This is a genomic window from Nocardia thraciensis (genome assembly GCF_054782435.1).
Genome location: NZ_BAAGSM010000017.1, coordinates 315,445 through 333,821, shown reverse-complemented (window position 1 = coordinate 333,821; position 18,377 = coordinate 315,445). Strand labels below are relative to the sequence as shown.

Annotated in this window: 20 protein-coding genes; 11 read left to right on the top strand and 9 right to left on the bottom strand. The window is 70.7% G+C overall.

Features of this window, described 5'->3' with window-relative positions; translation table 11 throughout:
* Nucleotides 1-102: 102 nt before the first annotated feature.
* From ACYVLQ_RS09255 to ACYVLQ_RS09225, 7 genes are all read left to right on the top strand, one after another.
* Nucleotides 103-891: an SGNH/GDSL hydrolase family protein gene (locus tag ACYVLQ_RS09255; protein ID WP_460696972.1), complete on the top strand. Its 789-nt coding sequence runs from the start codon at nucleotides 103-105 to the stop codon at nucleotides 889-891.
* A gap of 151 nt (nucleotides 892-1,042) precedes the next feature.
* Nucleotides 1,043-1,609 (top strand): hypothetical protein, encoded by a 567-nt coding sequence (locus ACYVLQ_RS09250; RefSeq protein ID WP_460696971.1) that lies wholly within the window; start codon nucleotides 1,043-1,045, stop codon nucleotides 1,607-1,609.
* 385 nt (nucleotides 1,610-1,994) lie between these two features.
* Nucleotides 1,995-2,513, top strand: coding sequence for a copper chaperone PCu(A)C (locus ACYVLQ_RS09245; RefSeq protein ID WP_460696970.1), 519 nt, complete (start codon nucleotides 1,995-1,997; stop codon nucleotides 2,511-2,513).
* Nucleotides 2,506-3,699 carry a Dyp-type peroxidase gene (locus tag ACYVLQ_RS09240; RefSeq protein ID WP_460696969.1) on the top strand — a complete coding sequence of 398 codons (1,194 nt, stop codon included), beginning with the start codon at nucleotides 2,506-2,508 and terminating at the stop codon, nucleotides 3,697-3,699. Before ACYVLQ_RS09245 ends, ACYVLQ_RS09240 begins: the two co-directional genes overlap by 8 nt.
* Nucleotides 3,700-3,790: 91 nt before the next feature.
* Entirely contained in the window at nucleotides 3,791-4,069 is a 279-nt protein-coding gene (locus ACYVLQ_RS09235; RefSeq protein WP_460696968.1) for a hypothetical protein, read from the top strand.
* Complete coding sequence (locus tag ACYVLQ_RS09230) at nucleotides 4,066-4,395, top strand: hypothetical protein (protein WP_068020377.1); 330 nt, start codon at nucleotides 4,066-4,068, stop codon at nucleotides 4,393-4,395. Before ACYVLQ_RS09235 ends, ACYVLQ_RS09230 begins: the two co-directional genes overlap by 4 nt.
* A gap of 89 nt (nucleotides 4,396-4,484) precedes the next feature.
* Nucleotides 4,485-5,201: a 5-formyltetrahydrofolate cyclo-ligase gene (locus ACYVLQ_RS09225; RefSeq protein WP_460696967.1), complete on the top strand. Its 717-nt coding sequence runs from the start codon at nucleotides 4,485-4,487 to the stop codon at nucleotides 5,199-5,201.
* A 145-nt stretch (nucleotides 5,202-5,346) separates the two neighbouring features.
* On the opposite strand, the gene ACYVLQ_RS09220 is transcribed toward ACYVLQ_RS09225, so the two are convergent.
* The gene (locus ACYVLQ_RS09220; protein ID WP_460696966.1) at nucleotides 5,347-6,258 is read right to left on the bottom strand and encodes a ferritin family protein; all 912 of its coding nucleotides are present in this window, start codon (nucleotides 6,256-6,258) and stop codon (nucleotides 5,347-5,349) included.
* 80 nt (nucleotides 6,259-6,338) lie between these two features.
* Here ACYVLQ_RS09220 and ACYVLQ_RS09215 point away from each other — a divergent pair, with 80 nt between their 5' ends.
* Nucleotides 6,339-7,187 (top strand): TetR/AcrR family transcriptional regulator, encoded by an 849-nt coding sequence (locus ACYVLQ_RS09215; RefSeq protein WP_460696965.1) that lies wholly within the window; start codon nucleotides 6,339-6,341, stop codon nucleotides 7,185-7,187.
* Nucleotides 7,188-7,194: 7 nt separating this feature from the next.
* Here the strand turns inward: ACYVLQ_RS09215 and ACYVLQ_RS09210 are convergent, their stop codons facing one another.
* Nucleotides 7,195-7,545 (bottom strand): hypothetical protein, encoded by a 351-nt coding sequence (locus tag ACYVLQ_RS09210; RefSeq protein WP_460696964.1) that lies wholly within the window; start codon nucleotides 7,543-7,545, stop codon nucleotides 7,195-7,197.
* A gap of 63 nt (nucleotides 7,546-7,608) precedes the next feature.
* Nucleotides 7,609-7,752, bottom strand: coding sequence for a hypothetical protein (locus ACYVLQ_RS09205; RefSeq protein WP_460697016.1), 144 nt, complete (start codon nucleotides 7,750-7,752; stop codon nucleotides 7,609-7,611).
* A 408-nt stretch (nucleotides 7,753-8,160) separates the two neighbouring features.
* On the opposite strand from ACYVLQ_RS09205, the gene ACYVLQ_RS09200 reads away from it, so the two are divergent.
* Nucleotides 8,161-9,150 carry a glycosyltransferase family 9 protein gene (locus ACYVLQ_RS09200; RefSeq protein ID WP_460696963.1) on the top strand — a complete coding sequence of 330 codons (990 nt, stop codon included), beginning with the start codon at nucleotides 8,161-8,163 and terminating at the stop codon, nucleotides 9,148-9,150.
* A gap of 27 nt (nucleotides 9,151-9,177) precedes the next feature.
* Here the strand turns inward: ACYVLQ_RS09200 and ACYVLQ_RS09195 are convergent, their stop codons facing one another.
* Nucleotides 9,178-9,498 carry an ArsR/SmtB family transcription factor gene (locus tag ACYVLQ_RS09195; protein WP_460696962.1) on the bottom strand — a complete coding sequence of 107 codons (321 nt, stop codon included), beginning with the start codon at nucleotides 9,496-9,498 and terminating at the stop codon, nucleotides 9,178-9,180.
* Between the two features lie 184 nt (nucleotides 9,499-9,682).
* Here ACYVLQ_RS09195 and ACYVLQ_RS09190 point away from each other — a divergent pair, with 184 nt between their 5' ends.
* A complete protein-coding gene (locus ACYVLQ_RS09190; protein ID WP_460696961.1) occupies nucleotides 9,683-10,366 on the top strand; it encodes a M23 family metallopeptidase in 684 nt (227 codons plus the stop codon).
* 1,327 nt (nucleotides 10,367-11,693) lie between these two features.
* On the opposite strand, the gene ACYVLQ_RS09185 is transcribed toward ACYVLQ_RS09190, so the two are convergent.
* The 4 genes from ACYVLQ_RS09185 to ACYVLQ_RS09170 form a co-directional block, all read right to left on the bottom strand.
* Nucleotides 11,694-14,096, bottom strand: coding sequence for an acetyl-CoA acetyltransferase (locus ACYVLQ_RS09185; RefSeq protein ID WP_460696960.1), 2,403 nt, complete (start codon nucleotides 14,094-14,096; stop codon nucleotides 11,694-11,696).
* Nucleotides 14,097-14,170: 74 nt separating this feature from the next.
* Nucleotides 14,171-15,895 (bottom strand): DUF3556 domain-containing protein, encoded by a 1,725-nt coding sequence (locus tag ACYVLQ_RS09180; RefSeq protein ID WP_460696959.1) that lies wholly within the window; start codon nucleotides 15,893-15,895, stop codon nucleotides 14,171-14,173.
* A 105-nt stretch (nucleotides 15,896-16,000) separates the two neighbouring features.
* A complete protein-coding gene (locus ACYVLQ_RS09175) occupies nucleotides 16,001-16,366 on the bottom strand; it encodes a hypothetical protein (protein ID WP_460696958.1) in 366 nt (121 codons plus the stop codon).
* A 70-nt stretch (nucleotides 16,367-16,436) separates the two neighbouring features.
* Nucleotides 16,437-16,838, bottom strand: a complete 402-nt coding sequence (locus ACYVLQ_RS09170) for a hypothetical protein (RefSeq protein ID WP_460696957.1) — start codon at nucleotides 16,836-16,838, stop codon at nucleotides 16,437-16,439.
* A 217-nt stretch (nucleotides 16,839-17,055) separates the two neighbouring features.
* Between ACYVLQ_RS09170 and ACYVLQ_RS09165 the strand changes: the two genes are divergently transcribed.
* The gene (locus ACYVLQ_RS09165) at nucleotides 17,056-17,391 is read left to right on the top strand and encodes an RNA polymerase-binding protein RbpA (RefSeq protein WP_068020343.1); all 336 of its coding nucleotides are present in this window, start codon (nucleotides 17,056-17,058) and stop codon (nucleotides 17,389-17,391) included.
* 156 nt (nucleotides 17,392-17,547) lie between these two features.
* Here ACYVLQ_RS09165 and ACYVLQ_RS09160 read toward each other — a convergent pair whose 3' ends face one another.
* Complete coding sequence (locus tag ACYVLQ_RS09160) at nucleotides 17,548-18,330, bottom strand: ABC transporter permease (protein ID WP_460697015.1); 783 nt, start codon at nucleotides 18,328-18,330, stop codon at nucleotides 17,548-17,550.
* Nucleotides 18,331-18,377: the final 47 nt, after the last annotated feature.

The following is an 18,377-nucleotide window of genomic DNA, read 5'->3' as shown; positions in this document are numbered from 1 at the left end:
CGCGGGTGCCCGGTTCGGGAGAATGTTGCCGATTGCTGTTTCCGGGGCGTTTCCCACCGCGACGTACCATGTGCTCTCCGGAGTGGCTCCGTGGAGGTGCAGGTGACAACGGAAGACGCGGCAGCGCGGGCGATTACGCGGTACGTCGCGCTCGGTGACAGCCAGACCGAGGGCGTCGGCGATCCGGACGGCCGGGGCGGCCACCGCGGCTGGGCCGACCGACTGGCCGATCAGCTGGCCGCGGCCGACCCCCGGACCGTGTATGCCAACCTGGCCGTCCGCGGGCGGCGGGCGGGCGCCATCCGCGCCGAGCAACTCGGGCCCGCGCTGGCGTTGCGGCCCGACCTGGCGTCCGTCGTGGCCGGGATGAACGACCTGATCCGGCCCCGCTTCGACCAGGACGCGGTGCTCGCCGACATCGACGCCATGTTCGCCGCGCTCACCGCCGCCGGGGCGCGGGTGGTGACGTTCACCTACCCCGACATCGGCGGGGTGGCCCCGATCGTGCGGCCGTTGTCGGCGCGCGTGCGGGCGATGAACGCCCGGCTCCGGGTACTCGCCCGGCGTCCGGGCATCGTCCTCATCGATTTCGAGCCTGTCGCCGCCACCACCGATCCGCGGGTGTGGGCCGAGGACCGGCTGCATCTCAATCCGCTGGGCCACGACCTGGTCGCCCGCGCGGTCGCCGACACCCTGCGTCTTCCGGGCGCCGACGGCAGTTGGCGGCAGCCGCTGCCGCCGCACCGGCGCGGTATCGCCGAACTGGCCGCGGCCGAATTGCGATGGGCGACAATGCATATGGCGCCCTGGATCGGCCGCCGCCTGCGCGGTGTGTCCACCGGTACGCACATCACGGCCAAACGACCGCAATTGCTGCCGATCGCCGACTGATTCGGGCTCCAGCGCCGGTATCCCCCGCCCGGTGGCGACGGGTCGGCGGGACCGCGCACCCGGCATACGACCACGTTTCTCGCCCGCGGTTGTGGCGGGCGCCACCCGACCTGGGCATCGATGCGGACCGCGGGGACCGTACGATGTCCGGGTGCGGTCATCGGCGGATCCTGCGGCGCGTTTGCGCGGTGCCTCCGTCGGCGCGGCGTCGGGGGGCGTGAGCATTGCCGCGCATGCACTCGGCGGTGGCACGATCGCACTCGGATCCACCGCGCTCGCCCTGCTCGTCACCGCCTGCACGCTCACCGGAGTTCTCGTCGCCGCGGCCGGTACGGGACTGCCGCGGCTGATGCTGATGCTGGCGGCTGGCCAGGCGATCGGTCATGCGGCGCTGTCGATGTCGCCGGAGCACTGCCACCCGGCGATGTTCAACTCCGCGATGGTCACCGCGCATCTGGTGGCGATTCCGGTGGGCGCCTTACTCGTTCGCGGCGCCGAGATCGCGCTCGGACGAGTCCTGTCGAGCGTGCGGCGCGCTGTAATCGCGCTCGCGGGGACCGTGCCCGCGCCGCCCTGGTCACCCCCGGTTCCCCGCCGCAGCCCGGTCGCGGCGGCGCGGCGGCTGCTGGTCGGTTCGGGGATCGGGCGGCGCGGGCCACCGCGACAGCACGCCCTCCCCCTCTTCCTCCACCGTTCGGCGAATCTCGCTGTCGCGTAATCCGGCCCGCTCGGATGCGGCGGGTTCGGTAACCCGCCCTGCGGCACGACGTGGCCTGACGCGACCGGCCTGGCGCGCCGGTCCGGCACAGCCTGGCTTGGCGCGTCCCCGGCCAAGGGACGCTCTGGCCGGAGGCATCGGATCGGGTGGCTCTTGGCGGAGTTCTCTTGGCTGGCTGAACCAGGTTCGGGCCGTGTGTCGTCAGGACACGTCCGCCATCGCAGGCGAGCCGGTGCGCAGCCGTCCATCGCCCGGGCAGGCTGTCGTGGGCATCGCGGAGTGTGCTGTGCTGCTTGGCGATTCCGGTGCCGGGACTCGCGGGCACCGCTCGCAGCGACGGGTTCGAACGGTGGTGTTCCCCCCGATCTCTGGAAATGGAGTCCCCATGTTCGCCTCTACTCCCGCCCGCCTCGCCGGGCTGGCCGCCGCGGCCCTCGCCGTCCCGGTCGTGCTCACCGGCTGTTCTTCCGGCAGCGACACCGCCTCGGCCACGCAGGCCGATTCGGTGCAGGTCGCCGATCAGTGGATCAAGGCGGCCGACCACGGCATGTCCGCCGCCTTCGCCGAATTCGACAACGCCTCGGACCATGAGGCCCGCATCGTCGACGCCACCAGCCCCGCCTCGGGCCGGATGGAGATCCACGAGACCGTCGACGCCAACGGCTCGAAGACCATGCGCCCCAAGGCAGGCGGCATGCCCGTTCCGGCGCACGGCAGCGCGACCCTGCAACCGGGCTCGGACCATCTGATGTTCATGGACCTCAAAGCCCCGCTGCGGACCGGCTCCGAGGTCCCGATCACGCTGAAGTTCGCCGACGGCTCCAGCACCACCTTCACCGCCCAGGTGCGCGACTTCCCCGGTAACAAGGAGAACTACGACCCCACCGGCGCACACGGTGGCTGAGCCGCGCCTGTCCCGGCGGCGCCTGCTCGGCGGGGGCGCCGCCGCGGCCGGGGCCGCCGGGGCCGCCGGAATCGCCTGGGGCGCGGACAGATTCGCGCGTCCCGACCACGAGCTCGACCAGGCGCAGGCGATCGAACCGTTCTACGGAGACCATCAGGGCGGCATTGCCACCGCACCGCAGCGGCACGCCACGTTCGTCGGATTCGATCTGAAGGCCGGTACCGGCCGCGACGATGTCGCCGGTCTGCTGAAGCTCTGGTCCGGCGACGCGGCCCGGCTCACCCAGGGCCGGGCCGCGCTCGCCGACACCGAACCCGAACTGGCGGCGCGGCCCGCCCGGCTCACCGTCACCATCGGGTTCGGGCCGCGGCTGTTCGCGGTCGCCGGACTGGAATCGGCGCGCCCGCACTGGCTACGGCCGCTACCCGACTTCCCGATCGACCGCCTCGACCCCGCCTACGGCGACGGCGATCTGCTGCTGCAGATCTGCGCGGACGAGGCGACGACCGTGGCGCACGCGGTGCGCGTGCTGTGCAAGAGCGTGACCTCGCTGGTGTCGGTGCGGTGGGTGCAGCGCGGTTTTCGCAACGCGGCCCGCGGGCAGACCATGCGCAACCTGATGGGTCAGGTCGACGGCACCGTGAACATCGAGCCGGGCGAGTTCGACCGGCTGGTCTGGGACGACGGCGGCGCCCAGCCCTGGCTGGCGGGTGGCACGTCGCTGGTGCTGCGCCGCATCGAGATGAACCTCGACACCTGGGACGAACTCGACGCCGACGGCCGGGAGCTCACGGTGGGGCGCCGCATCGCCACCGGGGCGCCACTGACCGGCACCCGCGAATTCGACGAACCGGATTTCGCGGCCGTCGACCGGCACGGCATTCCGGTCATCCCACCGTCGTCGCATATCGCTCGCGCCCACCACACCACCGACGACGAGCGATTCCTGCGGCGCGGATACAACTACGACGACGCCCCCGCACCGGGCGCCACCTCGAACTCGGGGCTGCTGTTCGCCGCCTACCAGCGCGACGTCGGCACCCAGTTCCTCCCGGTGCAGGCGCGGCTGGCCGAGTTCGACGCGCTCAACACCTGGACGACGCCGGTCGGGTCCGCGGTGTTCGCGATCCCGCCCGGGGCGCCCGGGGCGGGCGGATACGTCGGACAGCCATTGTTCGAGGGCTGACAGCGCGAGCGAATCCCCGGACAACCCGGCCGTCCGGTACTGCTCGCAAAACCCTGCCAACAGCAGTTACTACGCGCGTAGTATGAGCCTCATGGGTTTCGAGTGGCCGGATTGGGCGCTCGCTCACCTGATCGGCATCGAGACCTCCGAGGTTCGGCAGATCCTCGCGAGCAGGCGGCGGTGGCCGCGGCTGGCCGACGACGGCAACGTCGCCGTGCTCACCCTGTGGGCGCGCACCGACGCCGGGCGGCCGCTCATCGTCGCCGCGCATCGGCAGGACAGCTGGACGTGGCTGATCATCGGCGCCCGCGAGATGCGCGGCGACGAGCTGACGGTGTTCGAACAGTGGGAACAGGAGAACCGGCGATGAGCGACAAGGAGATACCGTCCACCCCGCAGGAGGTGACGGCATTCCTGGACCGGCTGACATTCAGCGACGGCCCGGTACCCCCGGAGCAGGTGCCGCCGCCGCTGCAGCCGGACGAGGACATCATGATCACCAGCTCGATCCGGCTGCCGCTGCGCCTGCACACCCGGCTCAAACAGCTCGCCGCCGAGCGCGGGATCGGCCTGTCGACGCTGGTGCGCGAGTGGCTCGAGTCCGCCATCGCCGAACTCGACGACGACCAGCTCATCTCCCGCGCCGAGGCCCGCATGGCCCTGTCCCGCCTGCATCCGGCCCGGCGAGCGGGCTGAGCACCTCGCACCGCTGCGGCTCGTCCGATGGATCAGCGGACCGGCGCGGGGGCACCGGTGTCGACGGCAACCAGACGAGGAGTGGCGCAGTGAGTGTCGATCAGGCGAAACAGGCGGTGCGGGAACACATCTGGTCGTTGCTGGCGGACGAGCGCGCGGTGCCGGACGGGGCGCCCTGCAACATTCCCGAATTCGTCGGCGCCGCGGCCGCGGCCGACCGGCTCGCCGACGCATCCGAATGGCGGGCCGCGCGGGTCGTCACCACCGTGCCGGATACCGCGCAGCTACCGGTGCGCCAGCTCGCGCTGGGCGCGGGCAAGTTGATCTACATGGCGTGTCCGCGACTCGCCGCGCCCAAACCGTTCTATCTCCTCGACCCGGCGCACCTGCCGGTCCCGGCCGCCGAGGCGGCGCGCAAGGACACCGCCGTGCTGGTCGCCCGCAACGTGGAGGTCGACGAGATGCTGCCGATCGACCTGATCGTGCTGGGCAGCGTCGCGGTGAACCGCCGCGGCGTCCGGCTCGGCAAGGGCGCCGGATACTCCGATATCGAGATCGCCCTGCTGCAGGAGGTCGGGCTCATCGACGAGCACACCACCATCGCCACGACGGTGCACGCTCTCCAGGTCGTCGACGACGAACTGCCCGAGGCGGGGCACGACTGCCGGGTCGAGCTGATCGTCACCCCGGAATCGGTGATCCGGTGCGACGAGCCGCACCGTCCTCCGGGTCTGCGGTGGGAGTCCCTGCCGCCCGACAAGATCGCCGCCATCCCGGCCCTCGCCGCTCGCTACGCCCTGCGCTGAGTCGGTCCGGCGGCCGCTCGTCCCCGGCACCCGGCTAGCGGTCGCGGTGCGGAAACGGGCTCGGTAGACCGACAGGGTGTGCCGAGGTGGCGGAGAAGGCGCGGGGATTCGTCGCTGTCCAGGCCCGAGCATGGCCTGGGCCGCCTCAGCAGGCGCCTCGGCGGGGCGGTCCCTCCGGCTCACCGTACCCAGGCACGGGGTTGGTTCGTTGTTCGTGTGCGCGGGTGGGGTGGCCTCGTATGCGGCGCCAGGCTGTGTGGCCGCGACGGATGAGGGGTCCGTAGCGGTCGACGGGCGTGCCGTGCGTCGGCGCGAGGGCATCGAACTCGGCGGAGTGATATACCTCGGGGTGAATTACTACCGCGTGGGCCGCGGCGAGGGCGGCCGCCAAGGACCACCGCCGCAGGGGCAGCGACAGAGGCGCGCGTGATTCCACGGCGCCGATCAGGTCCTCGCGGGTGCGCTCCAGATGCAGTACTCCGGTCAGCAGCCGCAGGCGCGCGACCCGGCGGACCTGCGTCTGTCGTCCCGGATCGTCGGCGAGCGCCCCTGCCAGCTGTGCCGTCAGCTGATCGATCAGAACGACCAGCCCGCGATCGATGGGGGCGACCGGGAGCCACGGCGCCGCGCGCGCGATCAGCCGCACGCGCAGGGGCGGCCGGTAGGGCACCAGGCCGGTGGCCGCGACCAAGCGCACGAACATCGCCGAATTGCGGTCGGAGCCCTCGAGCAGCACCACGGTCAGCCCGGTCAGGTCCTCGCCGCCGCCCGCAGACGACTCGGCGGCCCGCAGCATCGACAGCACCGACTGCGCACACATGCCCGCGTCCAGCAGTCGCACGAGTTCCCGGCGCCCCAACCCCCGGCGCTGCGTCTGGTCCAGCCGCCACCACAGCCACCGGGCATGCGGCGAAATCCGATGCCGCGGAATACGATCCAGCTCGGCGGCCGGGCCCTCGACCCCGCGGGCCGCGACTCCGCGCGCACCGAACCAGCGCCGAGCCGACGCCCGGGGCAGCGCGGGAACGGGAGGAGAATCGTAGCCACCGCCGGACATCGTTGTCCCTCACGAACTTTCGCCGAGCACCACGAACCGGCGGGTATCCAGTACCGCCGGTTCCGAGTATATTGACGAGTGTGAGCGCCGTCTCACCCGATGTCAACGCCGCACACCCCCACCCGGAAATCGTTGCCGTGCCCGGTATTTGCGCCGCGGCCCCGAATCCGGCTTGTAGCATCACCGAAGTGGTAGCAGGCGGCAGGCAGATGTACACCGCGAACGAGCCCCGGGTCGACGCCCGCAGCGAACGCTGGCGCGACCATCGCCGCCGTGTCCGCGCCCAGTTCGTCGACGCCGCGCTGCGCGCCCTCGACGCGCACGGCCCCGAGGTGAGCATGGGCGATATCGCCAAGACCGCCGGGGCCGCCAAGCCCAAGCTCTACCGCCACTTCGCCGACAAGATCGATCTCTACGACGCCGTCACCGACCGGATGGCCGAGATCCTGTGGGAGCGCATCACCTCCAGCATCGACCTCACCCACGATCCGGCAGCCGAACTGGTCCGCCGCGCGGCGACCGAATATGCCCTGGTGGTGAGCGAACACCCCAACGTGTTCCGATTCCTGATGCACGGTCACTTCACCCAGCGCTCCGACGACTCCGACCGGGCTCTGCAGTCCGCGCGTCAGTCCGCGCGGCGGGCCGCCCACCTGCTCGCCGAGGCGGTCGGCGGTTCCGAGCCCGGAGACCGCGACATCGATATCGACGGCACCGAGCTGATCGTCTACTCCGCCTTCGGCGCGGTCGCCTCCGCGACGGACTGGTGGATCGGCGCACACCAGCCAGCCGAGCGGCCGATGCCGATCGAGGAGTTCGTCGGCTACCTGGCGTCGATCATCGCGGCGCTCGCCCAGAGCTCCGCGCGCCGCAACGGCGTCGACCTGGATCCGCGGCAGCCGCTGCACGCCGCGTTCTCCCGCCGCTGACCACGACTCACGTCCACAAGACGGCGACCAGCACATTGACGACGGCCAGCCCGCCCGCCGCATCCGACATCCACGCAACGGCCTTGCCGCGCTTGGCATCCGCGCGCGCGACCTCGGCGAATCCGGCCACCGCGACCGCGATCACCAGCTTCACGATCACCTTCGCCATGACCAGGTTCTTGTCGAGGGAATCGATCCCCTCCGCCATGCCGACCAGCAGCACCCCGGTGACGATCTGCGCCCTGGCGCCCCAGACCATCACCTCGTTCACCCCCGGCCGACCGGAGGCGTAGCCGCCGATGACCGCGGCGAGGCCGAGCACGTGCGCCGCGATCATGAGGTTGTAGACGAATGTCATGACTACACAGAGTAGTTGATCGACCCCGGCGTCAACGACATTCGGTAGTAGAAATTCGGGCGGCTACTCGGACGGCCCCGAGATGTTCACCAACCAGGCGACCCCGAACCGGTCCGAGCACATACCGAACTCGTCGCCCCACATTTGCTTCTCCAGCGGCACCGACACCGCGCCGCCCGCGCTCAACCGTTCCCACCAGCCGCGCAGTTGCTCCGCGTCGTCGCCGCTGAGGCTGATCGAAATGGCGCTGCCGGCTGATATTCCATACCCGGGGCGTATCGGCGGCCATCAGGGTGAAGCCCTCCGGAGTCTCCAGCAGCCCGTGCATGATCAGATCCGCGCCCGGCGCCCGCTCGTCGCCGAATTCGCCGAAGGAGGGATTGAGTCGAGACGCCATGGGAACCCTCCTGAGGGGCCTTGTCGCAGTCGCACCCGGAGGCTATCCCGGTGGCCGATCGGATGCGACGGATATCGCTGCGATTACGAGTTTCGGTTTCGGATGCCCCGGGTAGTCCTCTCCAAGTGGCTTTCCCAGCCCATGCCGTGCCATCCAGGCGCGGGGGCATGGCGGGTCGGGTTGTCGTGGGTCGCATGGTGGATGGCTAGGAGAAGAGGGTGGCGGTTGTACTCGTGCTGCGCGCACGTGGGCTGGGTGATCTCCTCACCGCAGTCCCGGCACTTCGCGCGCTGCGCCGGGCCAGGCCTCATGACCACATCGCGCTGGCCGCCCCGCACCGGCTCAAGCCGATCGTGGACATGATCGCGTCGGTCGACGAGATGGTGCCCACTCCGGATCCGGAGAGCCTGCGTTACGACGGGGAGTCGCCCGCGCTGGCGGTCAACCTGCACGGCGGCGGGGCCGAGGGCATCGTGGAGCTGAGCAAGACCAATCCGGACCGGATACTCACGTATCGCAATCCCGCCTTCCCCGACCTCGACGGTCCGGACTGGCGGCAGGACATGCACGATGTCGACCGGTGGTGCCATCTGCTGGAATCCGACGGCATCGCCGCCGACCGCCGCAATCTCGGCTTGGTGCCGCCCGTGTCCACCACCAGTCATCGCGACTGTGTCGTCGTCCACATCGGAGCGGGCTCGCCCGCCCGGCGCTGGCCGCCGGAGCGCTTCGCCGCCGTGGTGCGGCACCTGCTCGTGCAGGGGCGCGAGGTGGTGCTCACCGGCGACGAGTTCGAACGCGAGATCGCGCTGAACATCGCCGCGCGCGCCGGACTGCCGCACCGGCACGTGCTCGCCGGTCAACAGAACCTCGTCGAACTGTCCGCCACCGTCGCCGAGTCGGCGCTGGTGGTGTGCGGCGATACCGGCGTCGCGCACCTGGCCACCGCCTTCGGCACGCGCACGGTCCTGCTGTTCGGGCCCACCTCCCCCGACCACACCGGGCCGCCGCCGCACCTGCTCGGCCGCCACGTGGTGCTGTGGGCCGGGCGCATCGGCGACCGCCACGCCGACACCCCCGACCCGGGGCTGCTCGAGATCAGCGTCGCCGAGGTGATCGACGCCATCGACAAACAACTGCACAGGCGGCCGTGGCCGGGCGCGAACGTGGACCAGCGCCGCCAGGCCGCCTACCGCCGGGTCGGCTGAATCCGTCACGCCGCAGGCCCGTCACGCTCACACCCGCGCGGACCCGGCCTCGGAGATGGCCGCCGCGTACGCCGCCAGCGCGCTGGGCCAGAACTGCTCCAGGTAGTCGCGGGCATCGGCCAGGCCGCGCGGATCCAGCGCGTACAACCGGCGGTTGCCGTGCGGGCGCACCATCACCAGCCGTGCTTCGCGCAGCACGCGCAGGTGCTGCGAGACCGCGGAACTGCTCACCCCGACCGCCGTCGCCAATTCCCCCACCGCCCGCGGCGCCTGCGGCAGCGCCTCGAAAATCGCTCGTCGAGTCGGGTCCGCCAGGGCAGCCAAGGCCCTGACTCCATTAGTGGCCACTAAAACACACTGCCCCTTTACCCACACGCCGGTCAAGTCTCGAGTCGCCGAAATCGCGCCCGGTCGACAGCGCTTTACCTGCGTGTCGTTAACCGGCCGTAGTCGTTCAACTGGCACTTTTCCGCGCTGTTATGGTCACAACACGATTGCGGAACCACCCGGGATCTGTCGTAGGTTCGCAGCCATGCCCGTGACCGTTCCGTTACCTTCACGCCGGGCCAGGCGGGCCGCCCAGGCGATGGCGATCACCGCGGTCGTCGGCGCCTCGGTCGGCGCCCTGTCCGCCGACGATCGCCACGGCGACAGCGACGCCCCCGGCCTCGCCGCCCTGCAGCACACCCCGCCTCCCGCGTCACCCGCACCACCGGTCGACGACGAACCGCACACATTGACCGCGGTGGCCGCCCACGAGATTCCCGAACTACCGCCGATGCCGATGAACAAGGCCGCCATGGAGACCCGCCCGCCCACGGTGCGGCCGGTCGCCGGGGTGCTCAGCTCGCTGTTCGGCATGCGCTGGGGCGCGCTGCACGCCGGTATCGACTTCGCCGAGCCGCTCGGCGCCCCGATCGCCTCGGTCACCGACGGCACGATCATCGAGGCCGGGCCCGCCTCCGGCTTCGGAATGTGGGTCCGCGTGCAGCAGGACGACGGCACCGTCGGCGTCTACGGGCACGTCAACGACATCCTCGTCACGGTCGGCCAGCACGTGCGCGCCGGCGACGTCATCGCCACGGTCGGCGATCGCGGCTTCTCCACCGGGCCGCACCTGCACTACGAGGTGTGGTCGCACGACAACGGCGACAAGATGGATCCGATTCCGTGGCTGGCGGCCCGCGGCATCGACGTGGGGCCGGTGCTCGACTGAGCTTCCCGCGCGAAGCTGCCGGGGTGGGCTTGGGCGTGCGCGCCGGTCGGCCCGCCCGCGCGGTCGGTCACCGGCCGGTCATTCGGGGTCGAAAGCGCACGCCCAGGCCCTCCCCGGCAGGTTCCGGCGGGACGAGGCAGCGCCCCGCACGCACTTCCAGCACGGCGCATACACGTTTCCGGTACGGTCCGAACACATTTCCGGCATGCTTCGGCCGGAATCACCCCTCTGATACCTGGGTATCGGGCGTGGACAGCACCACCGGGGGACGTGTGCGGCGGTCCGCCGCTTCTAATTTCGGGCCATGACCACCACCGCTGTTCCCTCCGCCAGCCTCCGGCGCCTGCACCGGCCGCTGCTGGCGTGCACCGCCGCGATGGGCGTGCTGGTCCTGTTCTCGCTGGGCGCCATGGTCGTCGACCAGCGGCAGTTGCTGGGCGAATCGGTCTGGCTCAAGCCGTGCAAGTTCGGCCTGGCGTTCGTGCTGTACGCCGGGACGCTGGCGTGGCTGCTGTCGTTGCCGCACAAGGGTTCCCGGATCACCTGGTGGCTGGGCGCCGTCTTCGCGGTGACGGGCTTCGTCGATGTCGGCTTCGTCGTCGTGCAGGCCGCGCGGGGCACCTTCAGCCACTTCAACGCCGACAGCACCGACCGGGTGAACGAGATCGGTCAGATGATCTTCGCCTCCGGCGTGCCCGGCCTGTTCTTCGCGAATCTGCTGATCGTGCTGATTCTTTCGTGGCAGCGCCTGCTGGACCAGCCGACCTCCCGCGCCATCCACGCCGGGCTCGCCCTCGCCGTGGCGGGGATGGCGCTCGGCTATCTGATGGGGTTCACGGGCGAGCAGACCGTCCGCGATACCGACGGGCGCCCGGTGCCGCTGGTGGCCGGGCATACGGTCATGCGGACCACGCCGGAGGTCCGCGACGGCGTGGACACCATGCCGGTCACGCACTGGAGCACCGCGGGCGGTGATCTGCGGGTCCCGCATTTCGCCGGGCTGCACGGCATCCAGGTGCTGCTGGCCGCCGCCGTCGCCCTGGCCTGGCTCGCGCACCGCCACCCGTGGCTGACCGAGTGCGTCCGGGCCCGCCTGGTCGGCGTGCTGGCCGTCGGGTACGCCGGAATGCTCGCCCTGCTGCTGCGCCAGGCGCTGCGGGCCCAGCCGCTGCTCCGCCCGGACGCCGCGACAGCCCTGACGGCAGCCGCCCTTACCGCAGTCACCCTCGCCGCCGCGGCGGCGATCGTTGTGCGAGCCCGCACTGACCGGAATCCGCGTCACCCGCGTCGGCGGGCAACAAGAGGACGACTGCGTCGCGACGGAGGGTCATTGGAACCTGGTGTGCCACTGGGGTTTTCGCCCCTCTCGGAGGGCGGTCAGTCCCTCCACCGGGTCGCGGTGGGGTATGAGGTCATCGAGCAGATCGGCGGGGCGGCCGAGGGGGCCGTCGGGATCGGCGGCGGGATCGGTGCGGGCCATGAAGGACAGGGCCGCGCGGATGGCGACGGGTGAGCGGGCGACGACGTCGGCGGCCATCTCCCGCGCGAGGGCGGGCGCCTTGCCGGTCGGGGCCAGCCGCGCCACCAGGCCCGCGGCCACGGCCTCCCCCGCATCGATCCGGCGTCCGGTGACGATCATGTCGTGCGCCAGGGCCCGGCCTACGGTGCGGGGCAGTCGAATCAGCACCCCGGGGCCGGGCGCCTGCCCGATTCCGGTGTCGGGCAACGCGAACGACGCCGCGTCGTCGGCGACGACCAGGTGGCACGCGAGGACGAGTTCGAGCCCGCCGCCGTCGGCGCGGCCGTTGACCGCCGCGATCACCGGCTTGGTCAGCTCGCGGGCCACCAATCCGCCGAATCCGCTGCGCGGCTGGCCCAGCAGCTGCATCGGCGACGCCAGCTCGCCGAGGTCGTGCCCGGTGCAGAACGCCTCCTCGCCCGCACCGCACAGCACGGCGACCCACAGGTCGTCGTCGTGCTGGAAGGCGGTGAAGATCTCGTCGAGTTCGCGTTGCGCCGCGGCATTCAGCGCGTTGCCGGTCTCGGCCCGGTCGATCGTCACCTCCAATACGTGGCCGGACCGTGTCACGAGCACCTGCGAGTAGTCGTCGCGGAATCCGGGCGTCGGGCGTCCCAGCAGCCGGTCCAGGCGCTCGCGGTCGAACGCGACGCGGTTGCCCGCATCGGTGGACCTGACGAACACCCGCTCCCCGATCGGCTGTCCGTCCCCGGTGAGCGCGTCCAGCAGATCGTCGCGCTCGAGGGTGTTGGCGAGGAATCGGCGGCCGTCGTCGAGCCTGCCGAGCACGATGCCGAGGCGGGACCCGTCGCGGTCGAACCGCACGACGAAGCTCTCGACCGTGCCCCAGCCGTCGGCGTGCACCGCCACCGGCACGCCCGGCACGTCGTCCAGTTCGGCCTGCACGATCGCCGCCCGCGAGCGGCGCCAGGCGGTGGGCGCGGTGGTGTAGACGCCCACCGAATGCTTGCTGAGCACGCCGCCGTTGGCGACCACCATTCCGTGGCTGCCCGGCCGGTCACGCACTCGCGCAACGATTTCCGCGATCGCGTGGGTCGAGTAGTTGTTGCCGGGACCGCCGAAGTACGGCAGGCCGCCGGTGGCCGTCAGGCCGCGCGGATCGTCCGGGTCCAAGCCCAGGCCGTCGCAGATATTGAAGACGGCGATCGGGAAACAGCTGTACAGATCCATCGCCGCCAGCCGGTCGACGCTCACCCCCGCCATATCGAGCGCGGATCGCGCCGCCGCCACGGCCGCCGGGCTGCGGCTCAGGTCGGGTCGCACCAGCAGTTCGCGTTCGGTCAGGTCGGCATGGCCCGCGAGGAACACCATGCGCGCGCCGGGGATTGCGAGCCGCCGCGCGGTCGCCAGCGACATGATCAGGACCGCGGCGCCCTGATTCACCTGTTCGCGGGCGATCAGCAGGCGCGTGTAGACGTCGGTGACCCGGCGATTGCGGTCGCTCTCCTCGATCAGCTCCGCGGCCTCGCGCGCCACCGGCGCAGCCGCGTGCGGATTGCGGGCGGCGACCGCGCTGAACCGGCTGAACAGCGCGCCCATCGCGCGCGCGTACTCCGGCCGCGAGGCGCCCACGCGAGCCCGGCGCGCGTTCTCCAGCACCGAGTACGACACCAGCGGCTCCACCATCCGATGCAGGACGGCCTGCGCCGGGGTCATGCCCTCGATCCCGTATCCGCGGTCCTCCAGCGAACCGTCGACGCGCTCGCCGAAATCGGGCCGTTCGGCGGCGGGGCGGCCCGCCAGATCGCGGACGGTGGAGATCGCCTCCGCGCCGAAAAGCACCGCGGCATCACATTTCTCGTCGGCGACGGCCCCGCACAGCTCGGTGACCAGCTGTTGCGGGCCCTGACCGCCGGTGGGCCCGAGGATCGCCCGGCGCGGGTGCGCGCCGACGCGCCCGGCCACGGCCCGCGCCACATTGTCCGGCGCTCCCAGCACGGGGCGGGCGAACGCGCTCGAATCGTCGAACGCGCGGATCGCCACGACCGTGTCCAGCGCCGCGATCACGGCCTCGGCGTCGCCGCCCGTATCGGCCACCGCGGCCCGCACCGCCGCGACCGCCAGGTCGGCGGCCGACAGTCCTCGATACCCGGGTTCGCCGATGCGCTCGGAGACCTGGCCGACGCCGACGATCACCGGGGTCCGCGGCGGCAACTCCGCGCGACCCGTGGGGGACACCTCATTGGACACCTGTCCGAACGTAACAGCCGATCGATCCGCGAACAACAGATCGGTACGGCCGTCCCGAAGTGTGGGCACCGGCCTCATCGCGGAGCGTCGACATGGACCGGGAGGTCGTCGGCCCAGGGCTGCCGGTTCACCATATCCGCCACCCGCACCACGCCCCGTTCGAACTCCCCGGTGGCCGCGTCGACCAGACGGTACCGCTGCTCCTGCCGATGGATCGGCTGCGCGTCGAGCAGGACCACGCGCACCTCACCGGGTTCGAACCCGCACCGCCGCTGCATGGCCGCGATGAGCTGCCCGTTGTGCATGTGGCCGTCGCCGAAGTTCCAGCCGATCGCGGTGCTGCAGATGCGCTCGCCGTCGGTGAGGGTGTACTCGTCCTCGCGGCCCGCGGGCATGGCGCGGTGCGCGAGGGTGAACAGCGCGCGGCCGTGCGTGTTCATCGCGCGGAAGGCGTATCCGAGATAGAGCGGGATCTGCGCGCGGTCCTTGCCGTAGTACCGCTCCAACTGCGCCTGCGGCATGCTCGCGATCGCGACGATGCCCGCGCCGATCTTCGCCGCCGCCGACGGTTTGACGCACCACAGCGTGGTGTCCCAGTTTCCGGCGTAGTAGCGCATTCCCGGCAGGAAGGAGATCTTGTTCGGAAACACGTTGCCCGCCAGCACGATTCCCGCGAGAAGGAGGAACAACAGCACCACCGGCACCGGCTGGCGCACGTCGCCGAGCCCGAGATCGGCGTGCGCGACGAACAGCGACGCCATGCCGAAGATCATGAAGACGTTCCACTCCAGCGGCACGCCCATCGGGATGGCGGTCAGGATCCCGAGGTGGAACAGCACCATCACCACCGCCGCCACGGTCGTCGGCCAACCGCCGCCGGAGAAGAACAGCACCGGCGGCACACACATCTCCACGAATGTGCTTGCGTGCGCGACGATTCGGGACAACCGGCCCGGGCGCAGGTCGTCGGGGAAGCGCTCGAAGAAGCTGCGCTTGATCGCCCGCGGGCGGACCAGCGGGCTGTTGGACATCATCGTGGAGATCACGAAGGGGAAGTGCCGGTTGAGTTTCGACGTCGCCGCGCCCATCCAGATGACGACGAAGACGAGCTTGGCGGCGACGATCACGTCGGCTCCGGAGAACAGGAAGACCACCGTCAGGCTCGCGTAGACCTCGCCGCGGGCGGCCAGGAAGATCACCTTGTCGCGCAGTCCGAGCACCGCCAGCACCCCGAGTATCGCGGCGACCTGCCACACCGGCAGCAGGCCGACGCTGGTGTCCAGCTCCGGTATCGGTCCGGTGCCGTCGGACAGCAGCGCCCACACCAGCAGCACGAGCAGCGCGGCGTACAATACGACATCCACCGGCGTGCGGTCGTCGCCCTTCGTGAAGGGCACGGCACGCGGCCACGGCGGCAGCCGAATCGTCTTGGGCCGCAACCAGTACAGGATCGAACCCAGCGGCGGGAAGAACCGATTGTTCAGCGGGCCGAACCCGCACCCGAGGCCTACCACCTCGAACAGCATCGTGAACAGCACGACCTTCTCGAACACGATCGGCTCCGACCACCACGATCCCACCCGGGTGAAGCCGTCGATGCCGTCCGTGCCGAGCGCGCACAGCCAACCGCCGAGGATGTAGAGGCCGATCTTCACGACGTAGAACAGATGCAGCACCACCGGCGTGCCGAACCCGACCTCAGCCCAGTGCCGGGCCATCGGCCGGATCCGCTCGCTGCGCGTCCCCCTGCTCCACTGCTCCATGTCGACCACGGGCAGATCGGGCTGGACAAACCCCATCAGACTCTCCGTTCCGGCTCCGCGACTCGGCCCCGGACCCCGCCGACGCCGGGTGACCGGGCGGCCACGCTATCACACGGAACTAGAACAAGTTACAGAATTGACTCAGCGGAGGCGCTCGGCGTCCTTGGTCAAGGCCACCAGCGTCGCGGTGAGATCGGCGAGTTCGCACGCGTCGGCGCCCTCGGCGACGGCGGTCGCGACGTCCTCGGCGGCACAGCGGGCCGCGAACCACCGGTCGGCCAGGTCGGCCGCCTCCTGGGCGCTCAGCACCACCGAATCCTCGGGAATTCCGGTGCCCTCCAGGCCCTTTCGATGTTCGTAGGCCCGCTGGCGGCACGACTGCCGGCAGTAGCGGCGGCGGCGCCCCACCTCCGATTCGGCGATCTCCCGCCCGCACCATTGGCAGGACACACGGCGATTCGGGGCACTATGGCCTGACCTGGGCGAACAAAGCACGCCGCACACCATAACCGCACACGAACCGAACGCAAACGAACCCGCCGAGTGTCGGGCAGCGCCACGCCGAAACCGTATTCGGTCAGTAGCTTTGGCGCTCCCGCGCGATCACCGTGGACCCGTCGAGCAGTTCCACGCCGATCTCGCCCTTCGCCTTACTGTGGCGGCGAATCCGTGATCGATCGAGCGCCATCTCGAACTCCGCGTCGTGCGGCTCACCGTCACAGACGACGGTGACCTCGGCTGCCGGGACCTCCAGGCCGTCGAAGCCGAGGGGTTCGACATACCCGAGCAGCCACGGGTCCCGCAGTCCGCGGCATTCGTAGGTGATCGAGAGTTCGAACGTTCCCTCGCCGGGAAGTACAGACTCGATATCGATATCGCCCGACGGCCCCTCGGTCGCGTCCGCGACCACCGGCGGGGCCGAGACCACCAGCGCCGAGGCGACGGCGGCCACCACGGGACCGATGCGCGTGCTCGTCATGGGCTCATGATCGGGGCCGGATGTCCCCTCGGACCGTCGTACAGCGAACAGTCCGAGTGTCGGCAGGTCGTCGATGCGGTGACGCGGCACCGCGGCGGCACCCCACCACGCAAGCTACTACAATGACAGGGTTGACCGTCGCCGGGAACTGAAGTAAGCCGGGCCGCGTTCATCTTGTGTTGGAGCGTTGCCGACAGGCTAGAGAGGACCGCACACCATGGCAGATCGCGTACTCCGAGGCAGTCGGCTCGGAGCGGTGAGCTACGAGACCGACCGCGACCACGACCTGGCGCCGCGTCGGATGGCGCGGTACCGGACAGACAACGGCGAGGAGTTCGAAGTTCCCTTCGCCGACGATGCGGAGATCCCGCCGACCTGGCTGTGCCGCAACGGCCAGGAGGGCATCCTGATCGAGGGCACCACGCAGGAGCCGAAGAAGACCAAGCCCCCGCGCACCCACTGGGACATGCTACTGGAGCGCCGCTCCAAGGAGGAGCTCGAGGAACTCCTGCAGGAGCGTCTCGACCTGCTCAAGACCCGCCGCGGGCGGTAGGGTCCCTGGACGTGAAAGGCCCCCTCCGTCGGTGACGGAGGGGGCCTTTCACGTCCAGGGAAGACTGCGAGGGCGAAGACTTTCGCGACCGACGGAGGAGCCTTTCACATCCAGGGAAGACTGGGCTTCATCTCGAGGCGAAGGCTTTCGCGGCGGCTAGTGGCTGGCCACCTTGCGGTACTGCAGCAGGGCCAACGGCACCGCCACCGCCAGGATCGCCAGCGAGCACATCACGGCATATTCGACGCAGTGCTCCGCGGGCCAGCCGCGCGGCGGGGTGAATGACGGCGGCGCCCCGTTGTCGAACAGCTCGCGCCCGGCCGCCGAGACCGCCGTGATCGGATTCCAGGCGGCGACCGCGCGCAGCGGTCCGGGCAGCGTCTCGCTCGAGATGAACGCCGAGGAGATGAAGGTCAGCGGGAACAGCCAGATCAGGCCCGCGCTCTGGGCCACCTCCACGCTCGGCGACAGCAGCCCGGTCAGCGCTCCCACCCACGACATCGCGAAGGCGAACAGCAGGATCACGCCGAAGGCCAGCGCGGCGTCGACCAGGCCGCCGTGGATGCGCCAGCCGACGATGTATCCGCAGCCCACCATCACCGCCAGCGCCAGGATGTTCACCACCAGATCCGACAGGGTGCGGCCCATCAGCACCGCCAGCCGCGACATCGGCAGCGTCCGCATCCGGTCGATGATGCCCTTCTGCAGATCGTTGGCCAGGCCCACCGTGGTGAACGCGGCGTTGAAGGCCACGGTCTGGGTGAAGATTCCGGCCAGCAGGAATTCCCGGTACTGACTGCCGCCCAGCGAGGCGCCGAAGATGTAGGCGAACAGGAAGACGAACATCAGCGGCTGGATGGTGGCCGTCACCAGCAGGGTCGGCACCCGCAGAATCGTCAGCAGATTCCGGTAGGCGACAATGGCGCTGTCGCGGAACACCCGCACGGGCGCGGCGATGTCGGCCACCGCGGCCGCATCCGGCATTC

Bases quoted from the DNA above. Each gene is read 5' to 3' on its own strand.
- ACYVLQ_RS09245 (WP_460696970.1), top strand. From the start codon at position 1,995: ATGTTCGCCTCTACTCCCGCCCGCCTCGCCGGGCTGGCCGCCGCGGCC.
- ACYVLQ_RS09235 (WP_460696968.1), top strand. From the start codon at position 3,791: ATGGGTTTCGAGTGGCCGGATTGGGCGCTCGCTCACCTGATCGGCATC.
- ACYVLQ_RS09230 (WP_068020377.1), top strand. From the start codon at position 4,066: ATGAGCGACAAGGAGATACCGTCCACCCCGCAGGAGGTGACGGCATTC.
- ACYVLQ_RS09220 (WP_460696966.1), bottom strand. From the start codon at position 6,258: ATGTCCGGCGGTGGCTACGATTCTCCTCCCGTTCCCGCGCTGCCCCGG.
- ACYVLQ_RS09210 (WP_460696964.1), bottom strand. From the start codon at position 7,545: ATGACATTCGTCTACAACCTCATGATCGCGGCGCACGTGCTCGGCCTC.
- ACYVLQ_RS09190 (WP_460696961.1), top strand. From the start codon at position 9,683: ATGCCCGTGACCGTTCCGTTACCTTCACGCCGGGCCAGGCGGGCCGCC.
- ACYVLQ_RS09180 (WP_460696959.1), bottom strand. From the start codon at position 15,895: ATGGGGTTTGTCCAGCCCGATCTGCCCGTGGTCGACATGGAGCAGTGG.
- ACYVLQ_RS09175 (WP_460696958.1), bottom strand. From the start codon at position 16,366: ATGGTGTGCGGCGTGCTTTGTTCGCCCAGGTCAGGCCATAGTGCCCCG.
- ACYVLQ_RS09170 (WP_460696957.1), bottom strand. From the start codon at position 16,838: ATGACGAGCACGCGCATCGGTCCCGTGGTGGCCGCCGTCGCCTCGGCG.
- ACYVLQ_RS09165 (WP_068020343.1), top strand. From the start codon at position 17,056: ATGGCAGATCGCGTACTCCGAGGCAGTCGGCTCGGAGCGGTGAGCTAC.